The organism is Novosphingobium aquae (genome assembly GCF_037572715.1).
GTDB classification, from domain to species: domain Bacteria; phylum Pseudomonadota; class Alphaproteobacteria; order Sphingomonadales; family Sphingomonadaceae; genus Novosphingobium; species Novosphingobium aquae.
Genome location: NZ_JBBHJY010000012.1, coordinates 1 through 17,086, shown reverse-complemented (window position 1 = coordinate 17,086; position 17,086 = coordinate 1). Strand labels below are relative to the sequence as shown.

The following is a 17,086-nucleotide window of genomic DNA, read 5'->3' as shown; positions in this document are numbered from 1 at the left end:
CAGCCACAATGAGGTGGCTCGATGGATTTGTGCTGGTCAAACACTAAACCCTGGTTTTGACTGGAACAACCAGACCCATAGTATGTTAAGCCGCCTGACAAATGGCCATAACTTCCCGCAGGATGATTCTTGTTGCGCTGGCCGCAGCTGCCCTGGCGCTCGCCGGCTACTGGTTCCTTGTGCCGCGCGATAAAACGGTTGCCACGCTGGTCATCAAAAGAGCGCCGGCCGACCGGGTCCTTGCGGTCAACGGCCGGGTCAGGCCGCGGCTCCAGATCGACATCAGACCATCGCTTGGCGGCCAGTTGGTGGCCTTGCCCTTCGATGTCGGAGACCGGGTTGCTGCGGGACAGATGCTTGCCCGGATCGACGACGCGCCCGAACAGGCTGCCATTGTCGAAGCTCAGGCGTCAGTCGCGACACAACAGGCAACGCTTGCCCAGGCCCGGCGGGAACTGGCGCGGTTTGTGGCTCTGGGCCAGTTCGCAACCCGGCGGGATGTCGAGCAACGCCGCCTCGCCGTGGTCGAGGGCGAACGCGAGCTCAGACGCCGTGAGGCTGCTGTCGTGCAGGCAAGCGAGCAGCGTGACCGCCGTGTGCTGCGCGCACCGTTTGCCGGGGTAATTCTGGAGCGGCCCGTCGATCCCGGCCAGGCAGTCGGGCTTGAGAATGTGATCTACCGGCTCGCCGATCTCTCGAGCCCGGAAATCAGCATCGAGGTGGACGAGGTCTATGCGGCGGAAATTCGCCGGGGAATGGAAGCCACGATTTCCATGCCGGGGCAGCCGCGCGCGCTGCGGGCGCAGGTGCTGCATGTTGAACCCCGTGTTGATCCGGCTACCGGCGCGCGTGCCGTGCGTCTGGGTCTGATCGGCGAAGCGATCGATGCACCGTCAGGGCTGACCGTCACCATCAATCTGCTGATCGAACGCCGGGTAGACGCCATCAGCGTTCCCAGAAGCGCCCTCATCTCATCGGGCAGTTCGGCCAAATTGCGTGTGGTCGGCAAGGACAATGTCGTGGTTGAACGGGCGATTGGCTTCATCGACTGGCCGGCCGAATGGGTGATCGTCACAAGCGGTCTCCAACCCGGTGAGCGCATTCTGGTAGAGCCCGACGCGGCGAAGCCGGGCGAGGAGGTCCGGGTGACCGACAGGAAATGAACCCCTATGCCGTCAAACTGGCCCTGCGGCATCTGCTGTCCCATCCTGGGCAAACCGCGCTGCTGATGGCCGGTGTGGCGTTGGGGGTCAGTGTCTTCATCTTCATGAGCGCGTTGATCGGCGGACTTGCCACATTGCTGACCATGCGCACCGTTGGCAGCATTCCGCATATCGTTCTGGAAATGCCCGATCGCGATCCGGCAACGCTTTCAGCTGGTCCCGGCGCGCAAGTGGTGCTGCAGAAAGATCTGAGCCGGCGCGACCAGATCACGATCTGGCAGCCAATGATCCCGATAATCGAAAAGACCGGCGGCGTGATCGCCGTCTCCCCGCAAATCAGGGGTTCCGCCTTTGTCGAACGCGGGCAGGCCGTGTCTCCCGTCGGGGTAATCGGCCTGATGCCGGGCAAGCTGTCGGACATCGCCGATATCGAGGCGGCTATTGTCGACGGGTCAAGCAGCCTGCCCGCCGACGGCATCCTGATCGGCAGCGTCCTGGCGCGCGATCTGGGGCTTCGGGTGGGCCAGGTGGTGCAGCTCACATCCGATCGCGGGCGTTCGCGCAGCTTCCGCATTGGCGGCATCTTCACGCTGGGGATCGCTAGCGCCGATCGTCAGGCCATCTACATGAACTTCACCACGGCGAGGGCCTTGTTCGACCTGTCGACGGGAATCTCCCGGGTCGAGATCAAGGTAAAGCCCGCAACCGATGCCGCAGCCGTCGCCGAACGCCTGCGCCGGTCGACGGGTCTGAAGGCCACGGCCTGGACCGAAGACAACCAGCAGCTTTTCGAAGGCCTCGATGCGCAGGCGCGAACCGGAACGATCATCAAGGCCTTCTCGCTGGTCACGATCATCGTCGGAATAGCCAGCGCGATGCTGCTGTCGATCGTGCGGCGTCAGGCTGAAATCGGGATCATGCGCGCGATGGGTGCCAGCCGGGGATTGGTGGTATCGATCTATGTTCTGGAAGGCACCCTGATCGGCCTTGTCGGCGCGATAACCGGTGCGCTTGCCGCCTGGCTTGTGCTGCTGCCGCTGCCGCCGGTCAGCGAAGTCAAAAGCGGGGGCCTGCCGATCGACAGACAGCAGGGCGATTTCCTGCTGGCGATTGCCTTGACCACGCTTGCCGCGACGTTGGCTTCGATCCTGCCGGCCCGCCGTGCGGCGCGGATCGATCCGGTTGAGGCGATCGGGGCATGAGCAAGGAGCAGATCCTTTCCGTAACCGGCCTGATCAAGGACTTTGGCGAGGGCGAAACCCAGAATCACGTGCTGAAAGACATCACCCTTTCGATGGCGGCGGGCGAGATGGCGGCACTGCTCGGTCCCTCGGGTTCAGGCAAGAGCACCTTGCTGACGATCCTTGGCACCCTCATGCGCGCCAGTGGCGGTACGCACGAAATGTTGGGGGTGGACCTGATCCACGCCAGTGAAGCCCAGCGGACCGAATTCCGCAGCAAGAATCTGGGCTTCGTGTTCCAGTTCCACCACTTGCTGCCGGATCTTTCCGCGCTGGAAAACGTGATGATGCCCGCCGCCTGCGCCGCAGGGCGGGAAACCGCAGCGATGCGCGACCGGGCGAGCGAATTGCTAGAAGCGGTCGGGCTGTCGGATCGCCGGGATTTCCGCCCGGCGGCCATGTCGGGCGGCCAGCGCCAGCGGGTCGCCGTTGCGCGCGCGCTGATCAACAACCCCGTGCTGGTTCTGGCTGATGAACCGACCGGCAATCTCGATCGGGAATCGGCGGATCACGTTATGGCCCTGATCCGTACGATCAATCAGACCATGGGCAGCAGCTTCCTGATTTCGACCCACGATGAATATATCGCATCGCACTGCCCGCGCCGGATCGAGCTGCTTGACGGCCGGATCGTGCGGTCCTGAACCATTGTGCCATGCGCGGGAGATACCCGCGCGATGTCAGGTCACCGCGCCACTGGCAGCATGACTGCCGCTGCTGTCTTGGCAGACTTCCTGCCCAAACCACGCTCAGACTGCAGCGATCACTTTAGCAATTGCCGCAGGAACCGATGGATCCTCGATCGTCGCCGGGGTCTCGAACTGTTCACCGTTGACGATCTTGCGCAGCAGATTGCGCAGGATCTTGCCTGAGCGGGTCTTGGGCAATTGCTGGACGATGTATGCCGTCTTCAGCGCCGCAACCGCGCCCAGTTCGGCGCGAACGGCGGCGATGACGCGTGGGTGCAGGGTTGCATCGTCTTCCGCGCCAGCGCGCGGGACCACGAAAGCTACCGGGATCATGCCCTTGATGGCATCATCCGCCCCGATCACCGCGCATTCCGCCACGCCGTGCTGCTGGGCGACGATCTGTTCCATCTGGCCGGTCGACAGCCGGTGCCCGGCGACATTGATGATGTCATCGGTGCGCCCCATGATGTTGAGGAAGCCCTCGCTGTCAAAATGCCCGGCGTCACCGGTTTCGTAATAGCCAGGAAAGGTGGCAAAGTTCCGGTCATAGCCAGCCGGGTTATTCCAAAGCGTGCGGAACGCGCCCGGTGCCAGCGGGGTCCTGATGACCACCGATCCGCTTTGCCCGGAAGGAACGGGCTTGCCATCATCATCGAGCACGGCGAATTCATAGCCTGGCACCGGAAAGCCCGCGCTGCCGCGCTTGCGGCGCAGATCGCCGAGCGCAAAGCAGCTTGCGACGCCGGGCCAGCCCAGTTCGGTCTGCCACCAGTGATCGATCACCGGCAATCCGCTGTGGTCTTCAAGCCAGTCGATCGTATCGGGATCGGCGCGCTCGCCAGCGAGGAAGATCGCCCGGCAGGCGCCAGTGCCGATTTCTTTGAGTAGCTTTGCCTCAGGATCTTCCTTGCGGATCGCCCGGATCGCGGTGGGTGCGGTGAAGAAGCTCTTCACGCCGTGCCGGACGATGGTCCGCCAGAATGTGCCCGGGTCCGGAGTGCCGACCGGTTTGCCCTCGAACAGGACCGTGGTCGCGCCAACCAGCAGCGGCGCATAGACGATGTAGCTGTGGCCGACCACCCAGCCGACATCGGATGCGGCCCAGAACGTGTCGCCTGCGCCGATGCCGTAGATGTTGGCCATCGACCAGGCGAGGGCCACCGCATGTCCGCCGTTTTCGCGGACCACGCCTTTGGGAACCCCGGTCGTGCCCGAGGTGTAGAGGATGTATAGCGGATCGTCGGAAGCCATCGCCGCTGCCTCGGGCACCGGATCGGCCAGCGTGCCGTCTCGCAGCCTGTGCCAGTCGAGATCGCGCGCCTGTCCGAGGTCTGCTTCAAGCCTGTCGCGCTGCAGGACCACGACCTGACTGACCTTGTGGGCTGCGAGGTCGACTGCTTCGTCGACCATCGGTTTGTAGGCAATCGTGCGGCTGCCTTCGATCCCGCAACTCGCGGTGAGCAGGACCTTGGGCGTCGCATCGTCGATGCGCTTGGCCAGTTCGAGCGCGGCAAACCCGCCGAACACCACCGAATGAACCGCGCCGATCCGCGCGCAGGCGAGCATGGCGAAAACCGTCTCGGGGATCATCGGCATGTAGACGATGACCCGGGCGCCCCTGCCCACGCCAAGCGAGGCGAGCATCGCTGCGACCCTGCCGACTTCGTCCTGCAGCTCGGTATAGGAGTAACTGCGCACGGTGCCCGTGACCGGACTGTCATAGATCAGTGCCGCCGCATCGCCGCGCCCAGCGGTGACATGGCGATCGATGCAGTTCGATGCCGTGTTGAGCGTGCCTCCGGCGAACCAGCCGCGCGTTTCGTTCCACGCGCTGGCAGGCTTGCTGATCCAGTCGATCGCCTCTGCCGCCCGGCTCCAGAAAGCTTCACGGCTATCAATGCTTTCGCGCCAGGCGCGCTCATAGGCTTCGCTCATCGCAGGGTTCCGAACTTATCGTAGAATCTTCGACAGGATCACAAGCGAAGGATCGCCATCGAAAGGTTCAGGGGTAAAGCCCTTTTCGCGTTCGAGTTCGATCGCGCCATGGTTTTGGCGGCTTTCGATGGCGATGACCCGGCGCAGCCCGCGCGCCTTTGCTTCGCTGCCGATGAAGTCGAGCAGCGCCCAGCCCACGCCCTTGCCTTTGTAGTCGCTGCGGATCGACACTGCGATCTCGCCGGTATCCATTTCCTTGTCGCAGGCCAGCAGCGCCGAAGCGACGAGATCGCTGGTGCTGCTGTCAAAGGCGAGAAAGCTCTCCGACTGGAAATGGTCGGCATGGATCAGCGGATCGAGCTGTTCGTGGCTGACATGTTTGGCCGCCGCGAAGAAACGAAAGCGGCGGTCATCGTCGCTGACCTTGTCGAAGAAAGCGGCCAGCGCCGGCTCGTCTGCCTCGGTGGCAGGGCGGACGCTCAACTGGCAGCCGGAACGGGTGGAAAGCTGGGAATGGTCGGTCATTTGACGCTCCGTGTGTAGGCCTGTCCGCCATGTTTGAATGCGTGACGCCGCGCCTTGATACCGCTCAAGGCGCGGCGCCTTTCCCGGGGGAGGCCGGGTTAGTCGTCGATATTACGCTTGTAGGTTTCGGGCAGGAACAGCAGCCCGATCACGACCGTGGCGATGGCGATCCCGACCGGGTACCACAGCCCGAAGTAGATATCGCCCCGCGCCGCAACCATTGCGAAGGCCGTGGTCGGCAGGAAGCCGCCGAACCAGCCATTGGCGATATGGTAAGGCAGCGACATCGAGGTGTAGCGGATCCGGCTGGGGAACAGCTCGACCAGCATCGCCGCAATCGGTCCGTAAACCATGGTCACCAGCAGCACGAGGTAGAACAGGATGCCGATGACCTTGGTCTTGTTGATCTGTGCCTTGTCGGCATAGAACACCAGCTTGGCCGCCTTGGGATCCTTGAGCGCTGCCGGGTTATCCTTGACCGGATAGCCTGCGTCCTTGAGCGCCTTGGTCACCCCGCCTCCGAAGGTCTTGATCGCCGCGTCCCGGTCCTTGCCGGTCACTTCTGCCGGGTTCGGTGCAACCAGCACGGTGGAGCCCACCGAGACAGTGGCAACGGTTCCGGCAGGAGCTTCGACGTTGACATAATTAAGGCCGTTCTTGGCGAGATAGCCCTTGGCAATATCGCAGCTTGTGGAATCGAACTTGTTCTTGCCGATCGGATCGAACTGGAACGAGCATTCGCCCGGGGCTGCGGTAACGGTAACCGGGGCGCTTTCGATCGCCGCGTTAAGTGCCGGATTGGCCGCGCCCGAGATCGCGTGGAACGCCGGGAAGTAAGTCAGCGCAGCCAGAGCGCAACCACCCAGGATGATGTACTTGCGCCCGATTTTGTCCGACAGCCAGCCGAAGAACACGAAGAACGGAGTGCCCAGCAGCAGTGCAGTCGCCACCAGGATATTGGTGGTTGCGCCATCGACCTTGAGAATTTTCTCAAGGAAGAACTGGGCATAGAACTGACCGCCATACCACACGACCGCCTGGCCCATACCTGCACCGAACAGGCAGATCAGCACGAATTTCAGGTTGCTCCACTTGCCGAAAGCTTCGGTCAGCGGGGCCTTCGAGGTGGTGCCTTCGTCCTTCATCTTTTGATAGACCGGGCTCTCGTTGAGCTGCAGCCGGATCCACATCGAGACGCCGAGCAGGATGATCGAGATCAGGAACGGCAAGCGCCAGCCCCAGTCACCGAATGCCTCTTCACCCATCCAGGTGCGGAACCCAAGTACGACCAATAGCGCCGCAAACAGGCCGAAGGTCGCGGTAATCTGGATGAAGCTGGTATAGAGCCCGCGCTTGTTGTCAGGCGCGTGCTCGGCCACATAGGTCGCCGCGCCGCCGTATTCACCGCCCAGCGCCAGGCCCTGCAGCAGCCGCAGGGCAACCAGGATGATCGGCGACGCAATACCCCAGGAGTTGTATCCGGGGAGCAGACCGACCGCAAAGGTCGACAGGCCCATGATGCCCATCGTGACGAGGAAAGTGTTCTTGCGGCCCACCAGATCGCCGATCCGGCCGAAGAAGATCGCCCCGAAAGGGCGCACGGCAAAGCCGGCGGCAAAGGCGCCCAGTGCCAGGATGAAACCGGTGGTTTCATTGACCCCGGCGAAGAACACCTTCGAGATGAAGGTGGCCATGAGGCCGTAAAGATAGAAGTCGTACCATTCGAACACGGTGCCGAGGGACGAAGCGGTAATCACCAGCTTCTCGTCTTGGGTCGGCTTGTGATGCTTTGGTAAGGCGGCGACATCTGCCGCAGTTGATTGGAACTCCATGATCCCTCTCCTTCTTATGTTTTGATGTTCAGAAGCTGTACTTGGCAGCGAATTCGATCCGGTCGGTCGCGCCATCGGCGGCGTTGACCAGTTTGCGCTCACCATGGCGGTATTCGATACCAAGATCGATATTCTTCACGGGCGTGTAAAACAGGTTGATCGCCCCGCTCCATGCACGCTGGTTGTAAGTGCCGATGGAAGCGAGAGCCAGCGCGCTGGAGTAGTCGACGCTCTGGTAGCTGCCCATCACGTTGACGCGCAATTGCGGTGTAAGCGGAACCCGGACCGCACCGATCGCCGCGAATACGTTGACGTCCTCGAACGTGTTGGTGGCAGGAACATAGACTGCGTCGGGTGCGAAGTTCAGGCCGACGTAACGGCTGATGTTCTTTCCGTAAGTGACCATGAAGCGCACATCGCCGCTCTTGGCCTCGTTAAGGAACAGCTTTCCGCCAGCGCTGACCCCGTAGCCGCCTTTGCTGGCCGAAACCCCGGCCGTTTCACTGTGCACCTGACGGACCAGACCGGCGAACGATAGCTCGCCCAGCGTGCCGGCATAGGCCAGTCGCGCGGTGAAATCGGGCATCCGGTCATCGCCGTTCTCGACCAGTGTCGGCGAGCCGAGCGTGGCCGTGCCTGATTCCGGATTCTCGATGCCCAGATGCAGCGTCACTTCCTTTGACAACGGCGCGCTGTAACGGACCAGCGGCTGACGCACGAAGACGGTACCCTCGGCCCCGCCGACGTAGTCGGTGCTTTCGGGCAGCGCGCCGGTGTACTGGAACGTGCTCCAGTCCTCCCCGAAGGTCCACTTGTCGAACTGCATGTAGGCCCGGCGCAGGGCCAGGTTGTAACCGTTGGTGGTGCGCTGCGAGCCTTGCGTTCCGGGCGAGGTCTGGAAGTCGGTCTCGACATAGCCCTTGAGGGTGTGGCCCTTTACGTCGGTCGCGAAATTGAGCCAGAAGCGCGATTGCTTGGCGGTGAAGTCCTGTACCCTGCTCGATGGTCCGGCTCCGGTCGGGACCGCCTGGGGCAGATAGAAGTCGCGGCCGAGCGAGTTCGAGGCAACCTCGCCTTCGCCGTAATGCGTGTTGGCCGCGAGGAGCTTGATATAGCCACCGATCTTGATCGTGCTCGATCCCGAGCGCATTCCGTCCGGAGTTGCGACCGGCGCCGGGGCCGGCTTGGCCTCGATGGCTGCGACGCGCGTCGCGGTAGCCTGGCTTTGCGTGGCTGCGGCCTGCGCGGCGGCTGCGGTTGCTTCCTGTGAACTGCGCGTTGCCGCCATTTCGCCGCGGAGCGCAGCCAGTTCGCTTTCGAGCCGTTCGAGCCGTGCCTCAAGTGCTGCCTCACGCGATCCCGCTGGCGCGGCAAGCGCAAGCTGCGGCATGGCAAGCGCGCTGGCGACCAGCAGCGCCTTGAGGCAGTTGATTCTGCCTTTCTGCATAAACCCCTCCTATTCCCGTCCCGATGTCGATCCCCGTGATGGTGCAGCACTGGCGCCTGCATCGAGGTTGAACCATCCCGACTATGGTCGAGCGTCTACGACCATTGTCTATGCTCGCGCCCGGCGACCCCTTGGGCTATGGATTTGGCGAACGGCTCAGCCGGAGTTGGAGAGGAAGCGGAAAATGAGCGAAGCGCTCTATCCTGTGCCTGCGCAATGGGCGCAGGACGCACTAGTCGATGATGCTGGCTACCAGGCGATGTATAATCGTTCGGTGGAAGACCCTGAGGGATTCTGGCGCGAAGCGGCACAGCGGATCGACTGGATCGAACCATTCGTCACGGTCAAACAGACCAGCTTCCATGAAGCGGACTTCGGCATCAAATGGTTTGCCGAAGGTTCGCTCAACCTTTGCGCCAACGCTCTTGACCGCCACCTGGCCGAGCGCGGCGATACCGTAGCCATCCTGTGGGAGCCGGACGATCCAGCCGATCCCGAGCGCCGCATCACCTATCGCCAGCTCCACGAGGACGTCTGCCGCTTTGCCAACTTGCTCAAGAGCAGAGGCGTCAAGAAGGGCGACCGGGTCACGATCTACTTGCCGATGGTGCCCGAGGCCGCGGTGGCCATGCTGGCCTGCGCGCGGATCGGCGCGATCCATTCGATCGTCTTCGCCGGCTTCTCACCTGAGGCACTCGCCGGGCGGATTGTCGACTGCGACAGCACCATCGTGCTCACCGCCGACGAGGGCCTGCGCGGCGGCAAGAAGGTCCCGCTGAAGGCCAATGTCGATGCTGCCCTGGCGCACTGCCCGGCGGTGGACACGGTCATCGTATACCGCCGCACCGGGGCCGACGTGCCCATGGCGCCGGGTCGCGACGTGGATTGGGCGGGGGAAGTGACCGCCCAATCCGCGGACTGCCCGCCCGAGGCAATGAACGCCGAGGACCCGCTGTTCATCCTCTATACCTCAGGCTCCACCGGCAAGCCCAAGGGCGTGCTGCACACCACTGGCGGCTATGCCGTCTGGGCGGCGATGACGCATGAATATGTGTTCGATTACCGGCCCGGCCAGATCTATTGGTGCGCCGCTGATGTCGGCTGGGTGACCGGCCATTCCTATGTGGTCTACGGCCCGCTGATGAACGGCGCGACAACAGTGATGTTCGAAGGCGTGCCCAATTTTCCGGATCCCAGCCGGTTCTGGCAAGTCGTCGACAAGTTCGGGGTCGAGATCTTCTACGGCGCCCCCACGGCCCTGCGCGCGCTGATGCGCGAAGGTGACGACTGGGTGACCAGGACCAGCCGCAAGAGCCTGCGCCTGCTCGGCTCGGTCGGCGAACCGATCAATCCCGAGGCTTGGGAATGGTATCACAAGGTCGTTGGCGAGCGGCGCTGCCCGATCGTCGATACCTGGTGGCAGACCGAGACCGGCGGCATCATGATCACCCCCCTGCCCGGCGCGACCGCGCTCAAGCCCGGCTCGGCCACACGGCCGTTCTTCGGCGTGCAACCGGCGCTGGTCGATACCGAGGGCAATTTCCTTGAAGGTGCGACTGACGGCTGCCTTGTCATCAAGGATTCCTGGCCCGGCCAGATGCGCACCGTCTGGGGCGATCACGAGCGCTTCTTCCAGACCTACTTCAGCACCTTCAAGGGCCTCTATTTCACCGGCGACGGCTGCCGCCGCGACGCGGATGGCTATTACTGGATCACTGGCCGCATCGATGACGTGATCAACGTTTCGGGCCACCGCATGGGCACCGCCGAGATCGAATCCGCGCTCGTCGCCCATGCCAAGGTGGCCGAGGCGGCCGTGGTCGGGATGCCGCACGACATCAAGGGGCAGGGCATCTACGCCTTCGTCACGACCAACGCCAATGTCGAGCCCGATGAGGCGCTGCGCAAGGAACTGGTGCAATGGGTGCGCCACGAAATCGGCCCGATCGCCACGCCCGATGTGATCCAGTTCGCCCCCGGCCTGCCCAAGACAAGGTCCGGCAAGATCATGCGCCGCATCCTGCGCAAGATCGGCGAGAATGATGTGTCGAACCTGGGCGATACTTCGACTCTGGCCGATCCCTCGGTCGTCGATCACCTGCTCGCCAACCGTCTGCAACTGAACAAGGTGTGACCGGAACAATCCTTGTCGCCGATGATCACCCGCTGTTCCGCCAGGCGCTGACGCTGGCGGTTGCGCGGGTTCTTCCCGAGGCGAAGGTGATAGAGGCGGGAACCCTTGCCGCGGCTGCCCGCGCGGTGGGGTCGGCAGACCGGCTGCGGCTGATCCTGCTCGACCTCAAGATGCCGGGGGCAATCGGCTATTCCGGAATTGCCATGCTCCATGCCGAATGCTCCGAGGTGCCTATCCTTGTCATCTCAAGCGCTGAAGGAAGCGCGGCGGCCGAGGAAGTGCGCGCCTTCGGAGCTGTGGGCTTCCTGCGCAAGGATAGCGATCTCGCTGCGATCGAGCAGGCCATCGCCGATGCGCTTGGCGGCGGCCGGCCTGCCATCAGATCCGCGCCCGAAGGGCAGCCGCTCGATTCGATCCGGCGCGAAGTGGCCGGGCTGACCCCCACGCAACTTAAGGTCCTTCTCGCCGTGCTTGACGGCCTGCTCAACAAGCAGATCGCCCATTCGCTGGGTATGAGCGAGGCGACGGTCAAGGCGCACATGACCGCGATCATGCGCAAGCTTGACGTGCAAAATCGCACCCAGGCCGCACTGGTTGCCCGCTCGTTAGGGCTAGACCTCAAGCATTGAGGAATTGGCCAGAATCTGCATCAAGGCTTGTGGATTGACCGGCTTGGCGAGGATCCTCACGCCCATCGCTTCAGCGCGCTTGATCATCTCCCGGCCATTTTCAGCCGTAACCAGAACGGCGGGCAATCCGGGGCGCAGCTCGCGCACCTGTTCGATCAGGGTCAGCCCGTTCTCTCCGTGATCGAGCTGGTAATCGACAAACAGGATGTCGGCCATGGAACACTGAGCAAGGCAACCGGCGCTATCGGTTGCGACCATGACCTTGTGACCAAGCCCCTCCAGCAAGACCCGGCTTGCCTCCACGATGCGTAATTCATTATCGACAACCAGAACCTTCAGAGGGCCGGCGGTGCTCGCACTGGTCCTGACTTGCTCGGGTTTATGCGGCGGCGTGTTGCCGGGGTGAGCCATGGGAAGCAGCAGGCTGAACCGGCTGCCTTTGCCCAGCACTGACGTGACTTCCACATGACCGTTCAGGATCCGCGCGATGCGCTCAACCAGAGCCAGGCCAAGGCCAAGGCCTTCGACCTCGACCTGCCCAAGCCGGGTGAACTCGCCAAAAATCGCCTCCAGCTTGCCCTCTTCGATACCAACACCTGTGTCGACCACATCGATGCGCCAGAACTCGCCGCGGCGCCTTACGCCAACCACGACGCCGCCGGCTTCGGTATAACGCAAGGCATTGGTCAGGAAGTTCTGCATGACCGAACGCAGCAATCCGGGATCGGTCTCGACCGTTCCGGGAAGCGCAGCCAGCCGAATTGCAAGGTTGTTTTCCTCAGCGAGCGGTCGAAAACTTTCGACCAGATCCGTAAGGAACGGCCGCAGCGTTATCGCTTCGAGTTGTGGCTGCACTCCCCCGGCATCCAGCTTGCTGATGTCGAGCAAGGCGCGCAGCAAGTCTTCGGCCGCGACGATCGCGTCATCCACACGGTGGACTATGGCCTTGGTCGCCGGGCTGGCCTCGCGGTCAAGCGAAGCGGTAAAAAGCCGCGCGGCGTGGAGCGGCTGGAGCAGATCGTGGCTGGCGGCGGCGAGGAAACGCGTTTTTTCGCGGTCAGCCTTGGCAAGGCGGCGGTTGGCCTCGCTAAGCTCACGCGTCCGGTCGGCGACGCGCTGTTCAAGCTCATCGAGCGTGTGGCGCAGCTCCTCGCGCACCCGGGCTTCCTCGGTAATGTCGGTAAAGCTCATGACATAGCCGCCGCCCGGCATCGGCCCACCCACCGTCTTGATCACCCGGCCATCCTTGCGCTGCCGCTCGAAACTGTGTTCGAGCGCGCGGCGCATGTGATCGAGCCGCTTGGCAACGTGGAACTCGGCATTACCGGTCCCAAAATCACCGCGCCGGGCATTGTGACGGATCAACTCGGCCACCGGCACCCCGACGCGGACCATTCCGGCGGGATAGTCGAACAGTTCCAGGTAGCGAGTGTTCCATGCCACGAGGTTCATTTCGGCATCGACCACGCTGATGCCGGAATCGATGTTTTCGAAAGTTGAGGCGAGCATCTGGCGCGAGAAGCGCAGGCTTTGTCCACCCTCATCAAGCAGCCGGGCTACCTCGGGCAGGCTCATGGTCCCGCCTGCCAGCGCCGAAGTAACCAGCGCGCGGGCCGAAGACGCCCCAACGACCCGCGCGATCAGGTCCTGCGCGTGCTTGGCCGACTTGCGGTCGATCCGCATTCCTTTGGCCGCGCGGGGAAACTCCGCTTCGGCCCGTTCACGCCCGACGAACCGGGCGGTGAGCGCGACCAGTTCGCCAAGGTCACTGACCTGCCGCTGCCCCCGCAGGAAACGTGGCAGGCCAGGCGCTTCCATCCGGCGCGCCACGAACAGGCCATAGACCGCAAGGTTGGCCCCGAGACTCCAGAATACGCCGTGAACCAGCGGCGAGGCAGAGCCAATGCCGAACAGTTTCAGCGGATCGAACGGCCCGTTGGTCAGGATATCGAGCCACCCGCGGGGCAGAATCGGCGGCAGTGCCAAAGTGTACACCCAGAATACCAGGCCGGTGGCCAGACTGGCCCGGGCAGCAATCGGGTCTCGCGCGCCGCCTGCTGTTGCGAGCAGCAGGTGAGGTGTGAACTGGGCCATCGCCGCGAAGGCGATCAGCCCGATCGAGGCCAGCGAATTGGCCGGCGAAACCGCCATGGCCCAGCTCAGCGCCAGCACCATGATCACAAAAATCGAGGCCCGGCGGACCTGCAACATGCGGCGCCCGATTTCACCCTCGCTTCTGGCCGATTCGGCGCGCAGAACGCTGGGGAAGACAATGTCGTTGGACACCATGGTCGCCAGCGCCGTGGTATCGACGATCGCCATCGAGGCGGCAGCGCTGACACCGCCGAGCAAAGCCATGGCCACAATCAGGCCGGTGCCAGCGACCGCCGGCAGCATCAGCACATAGCGGTCGGGCGGGACGGCACTTCCAAGGACGGTTACCCCGGCAAGGGCAATAGGTATCACCAACAGGGCCATGGCGCCGACATAGGCGGCCAGCGGAAGTCGGGCCCTGACAAGATCACCGGGCTCTCGCGCCTCGACAAGGCCCATATAGAACTGGCGCGGCAGCGCGATGATCGCGAGCGCGGAAAGCATGGCGATCACCGCCGTTTCCAGACCGAGGTGTTCTGGCTGAAACTGCTCGCGGAGCTGCTCCGCACCCGTGTTGATGGCAACCGGATCGGCATTCCACAGCACCACGACCGCAAGCCCTGCGACCGCGGCAAGCGCGAGCAACTTGACCAGCGAGTCGAGCCCGATGGCATAGACAAGGCCCTCGCTGCGCCCGGCAAGCTCATAGCGCCGCGCGCCGTAAAGCACCGCGAACAGAGCCAGAAGCAGCGCTGCCACGATCATGACTGGCACTTCGACCGCATTGCCCGAGACAATGGCCATTGCCGCACCGATCGAGCGGAGCTGAAGGGCGACATAGGGGATCGACCCCAGCAAGGCGATGATCGTCACCAGCCGCGCGACCACCACGTCATGTCCGAACCGGGCGGCGATAAAGTCAGAAACAGTGGTCGCCTGTTCATCGGCAACGGCCTGGGTCAGCCGCGCCAGAAACCGCGGCGCGGCAATCAGTACAAGCATCGGCGCGGCGTAGATCGGGAGGTAGTTCCAGCCCTCGCGCACGGCAGAGCCGACCGCGCCGTAAAACGTCCAGCTGGTGCAATAGACCCCGAGGGCGAGGGTATAGGCATAATGCCGCAGGCGCACGCGTTGATCGAGCCAGGGCTGCCGGGCCTCGACATATGCCGCGAGGGCGAAAAGTCCCAGAATAAGGGCCAGCGCCAGCAGCGCAGCCACCCACAGTGTCATCAAGCTTGACCTAGCCCACTACTCCCAAGCCTTGCGTAGCGATTGTGATGGCTTGCGCAAGGGTGGTGAGGTGGCGGGCCATGGTTCTGGTTCAACGGCAGCCTGTCGGGCTCCGTCGTGGGGCTTGCCCGGCGTGTGAGCAGCACCCAGGCGCAACCCGAAGAACTTCAGAAGTCGGCGAAGCTGGTTGCCCATAGCGACCCGCGCGGTGATCAACTGGGCCCGAATGCGCAGCGCAGCGCGATCGATGTGCGTCGCGGATGCCTTCATGTTCACGCGCTTAAACCAACCCGTTCGTGCAAGCTGCGCCAGCCCTTCCGCAACGTGCACGTCACTCTTGTTCACGCGAGTTGCCAGCACGCCTTTGGCATGACGGGCGCAGATACACACAATCGGAACGCCGCGCTCAACCATGCCGTGGTAAAGCAAGGTCGATAGCGGCCCTGTCTCCAGCACGACCCGGGCTAAACCGTCGCAATGCTTGACCAGCCACTTGGCCAGTGCGTCCGGATCGCTGGCGACAACATCGCGCTTCAGGATCGCACCATCATCGTCAACCACGCATACGTGGATGGTCTTGTCACTTACATCCAAACCAGCAAAGATCGACATCGGTCACCCTCCTGCATTGAAGCGCCATGGCGACTTCGTACCATCCAGGAGGGTCGCTAAATCAATTACGCGGTGTCCAACTTGGCAGACATCAGTAAGGATGGGATTAGTTCGGGGGGGGCAAGCCGGCGTGCGTGATGTAGCTATGACTGTTGTCAGTGAATCGCGGCTCTGAGGCTGATACCGCAGCCCTGGCTGACAGAAACCTGCGTTGCGCGATCTGCACCCGCAAGGCATGTCCTAATCGCTCACGGCTTCATCGATCGACGTTGTTGTACAAGCTCCCATCCGCCATAGCGGGATCTTCGTCAGGCCGGTTCCCGCAACAATCGTGCGGCATGCTCGACAATTCCTGGAGGTTATGACGCCGTGCAAGTTCGTGATTTTCAGGTCAACGATTTTCTGCGTGACAGCTGGCAGAAGAAGCCGCTCATGATCAGGAACATGTGGACTTCGTGGAGCAACCCACTTGAGCCCGACGAACTGGCTGGCCTTGCCTGCGAAGACGGCGTCGAAGCCCGCCTTGTCATGCAAACCTCAGGCACCCTGGCTGTCGAACACGGACCTTTTGTCGAGACCCGCTTTGACAAGCTTGGCCATGAGCCGTGGACCCTCCTTGTCAACGCGGTCGACCATCATGTGCCGGAAGTCAGCGCATTGCTCAATTCTTTCCGCTTTATTCCCAATTGGCGGATCGACGATGTCATGGTGAGCTACGCCGTGGACCAGGGCGGTGTGGGCCCGCACTTCGATCAGTACGACGTGTTCCTGATCCAGGGCCTCGGCAGGCGACGGTGGCAGGTCGGCGCGCCGTGCGATGATGCGACCGAACTTCTCCCGCACGATGACTTGCGACTGCTCGCCCAGTTCGAACCGACGCAGGAGTGGGTTCTTGAGCCTGGCGACGTTCTCTACGTCCCGCCCGGGCTTGCCCACAACGGCATCGCCGTCGGCGACGATTGCATGACGTACTCGATCGGCTTTCGAGCGCCATCGCGCAATGAATTGATCGCCGGGTGGGCAGAGCATCTGGTTGAGCAATCCGATGACGGAGATCGTTATGCCGACCCCGCCCTGGCTTTGCAGGACAACCCTGGCGAGATCACAGCGGAAGCGCTTGACGGCTTGCATGCCATGCTCACGGAAAAACTTCTGGACCGGCGCGCATTCGCGCACTGGTTCGGCCAGTACAATTCCGCCCCCAAGGACCCGGATATCGATTGGACCCCGGAAGTCCCGGTTGCCGCCGCGGACCTTCGTGAAATGGTCCCGGCTCGATCCTCGTTGATCCGCAACCCCGCAAGTCGATTTGCCTTCGTTCGTGAGAGCGCCCAGTCAGTGATGCTGTTCGTTGATGGGCACTGTTTTGCCTGTGCGGGCAAGACGGCGCTTTTCGCCGAACGTTTGTGTGCGCTCGATCACATCACAATCGCTTCTTCAGACCTGAGGTCGCAAGGCACAACCACGCTCATCGCCGCGCTCACCAACCTTGGTAGCGTCACGATTGCTGATGAGGGCTGAAATGCTGGCGTATTTAAGGATGTCGTCGCATCGA

General features: G+C 62.9%; 12 protein-coding genes. 6 read left to right on the top strand and 6 right to left on the bottom strand.

Annotated elements, in window-relative coordinates; translation table 11 throughout:
- Positions 1-122: 122 nt before the first annotated feature.
- Genes WG900_RS18690 through WG900_RS18680 form a run of 3 tightly spaced genes read left to right on the top strand, consistent with a single transcriptional unit; the run spans position 123 to position 3,048 of the window.
- Positions 123-1,163: an efflux RND transporter periplasmic adaptor subunit gene (locus WG900_RS18690; RefSeq protein WP_339969648.1), complete on the top strand. Its 1,041-nt coding sequence runs from the start codon at positions 123-125 to the stop codon at positions 1,161-1,163.
- Positions 1,160-2,365, top strand: coding sequence for an ABC transporter permease (locus tag WG900_RS18685; protein WP_339969646.1), 1,206 nt, complete (start codon positions 1,160-1,162; stop codon positions 2,363-2,365). Before WG900_RS18690 ends, WG900_RS18685 begins: the two co-directional genes overlap by 4 nt.
- Entirely contained in the window at positions 2,362-3,048 is a 687-nt protein-coding gene (locus tag WG900_RS18680) for an ABC transporter ATP-binding protein (RefSeq protein WP_339969644.1), read from the top strand. Before WG900_RS18685 ends, WG900_RS18680 begins: the two co-directional genes overlap by 4 nt.
- Positions 3,049-3,153: 105 nt before the next feature.
- Here WG900_RS18680 and WG900_RS18675 read toward each other — a convergent pair whose 3' ends face one another.
- From WG900_RS18675 to WG900_RS18660, 4 genes are all read right to left on the bottom strand, one after another.
- Entirely contained in the window at positions 3,154-5,028 is a 1,875-nt protein-coding gene (locus WG900_RS18675; protein WP_339969642.1) for an AMP-binding protein, read from the bottom strand.
- A 15-nt stretch (positions 5,029-5,043) separates the two neighbouring features.
- On the bottom strand, positions 5,044-5,553 hold the full coding sequence (locus tag WG900_RS18670) for a GNAT family N-acetyltransferase (protein ID WP_339969640.1): 510 nt from the start codon (positions 5,551-5,553) through the stop codon (positions 5,044-5,046).
- A gap of 98 nt (positions 5,554-5,651) precedes the next feature.
- Positions 5,652-7,385 carry an MFS transporter gene (locus WG900_RS18665; RefSeq protein ID WP_339969638.1) on the bottom strand — a complete coding sequence of 578 codons (1,734 nt, stop codon included), beginning with the start codon at positions 7,383-7,385 and terminating at the stop codon, positions 5,652-5,654.
- Between the two features lie 28 nt (positions 7,386-7,413).
- Entirely contained in the window at positions 7,414-8,832 is a 1,419-nt protein-coding gene (locus tag WG900_RS18660; RefSeq protein WP_339969636.1) for a DcaP family trimeric outer membrane transporter, read from the bottom strand.
- 184 nt (positions 8,833-9,016) lie between these two features.
- On the opposite strand from WG900_RS18660, the gene acs reads away from it, so the two are divergent.
- Together acs and WG900_RS18650 are read left to right on the top strand one after the other, a co-directional pair.
- A complete protein-coding gene (gene acs, locus WG900_RS18655) occupies positions 9,017-10,966 on the top strand; it encodes an acetate--CoA ligase (protein ID WP_339969635.1) in 1,950 nt (649 codons plus the stop codon).
- Positions 10,963-11,595 carry a response regulator transcription factor gene (locus tag WG900_RS18650; RefSeq protein WP_339969634.1) on the top strand — a complete coding sequence of 211 codons (633 nt, stop codon included), beginning with the start codon at positions 10,963-10,965 and terminating at the stop codon, positions 11,593-11,595. The genes acs and WG900_RS18650 overlap by 4 nt, the downstream gene beginning before the upstream one ends.
- On the opposite strand, the gene WG900_RS18645 is transcribed toward WG900_RS18650, so the two are convergent.
- Positions 11,578-14,919 (bottom strand): hybrid sensor histidine kinase/response regulator, encoded by a 3,342-nt coding sequence (locus tag WG900_RS18645; RefSeq protein WP_339969632.1) that lies wholly within the window; start codon positions 14,917-14,919, stop codon positions 11,578-11,580. The two genes, WG900_RS18650 and WG900_RS18645, sit on opposite strands and share 18 nt — an antisense overlap.
- An 18-nt stretch (positions 14,920-14,937) precedes the next feature.
- On the bottom strand, positions 14,938-15,531 hold the full coding sequence (locus tag WG900_RS18640; RefSeq protein WP_339969630.1) for an IS110 family transposase: 594 nt from the start codon (positions 15,529-15,531) through the stop codon (positions 14,938-14,940).
- A 369-nt stretch (positions 15,532-15,900) separates the two neighbouring features.
- Between WG900_RS18640 and WG900_RS18635 the strand changes: the two genes are divergently transcribed.
- Positions 15,901-17,052, top strand: coding sequence for a cupin domain-containing protein (locus WG900_RS18635; protein ID WP_339969628.1), 1,152 nt, complete (start codon positions 15,901-15,903; stop codon positions 17,050-17,052).
- The last annotated feature ends 34 nt before the right edge of the window (positions 17,053-17,086 follow it).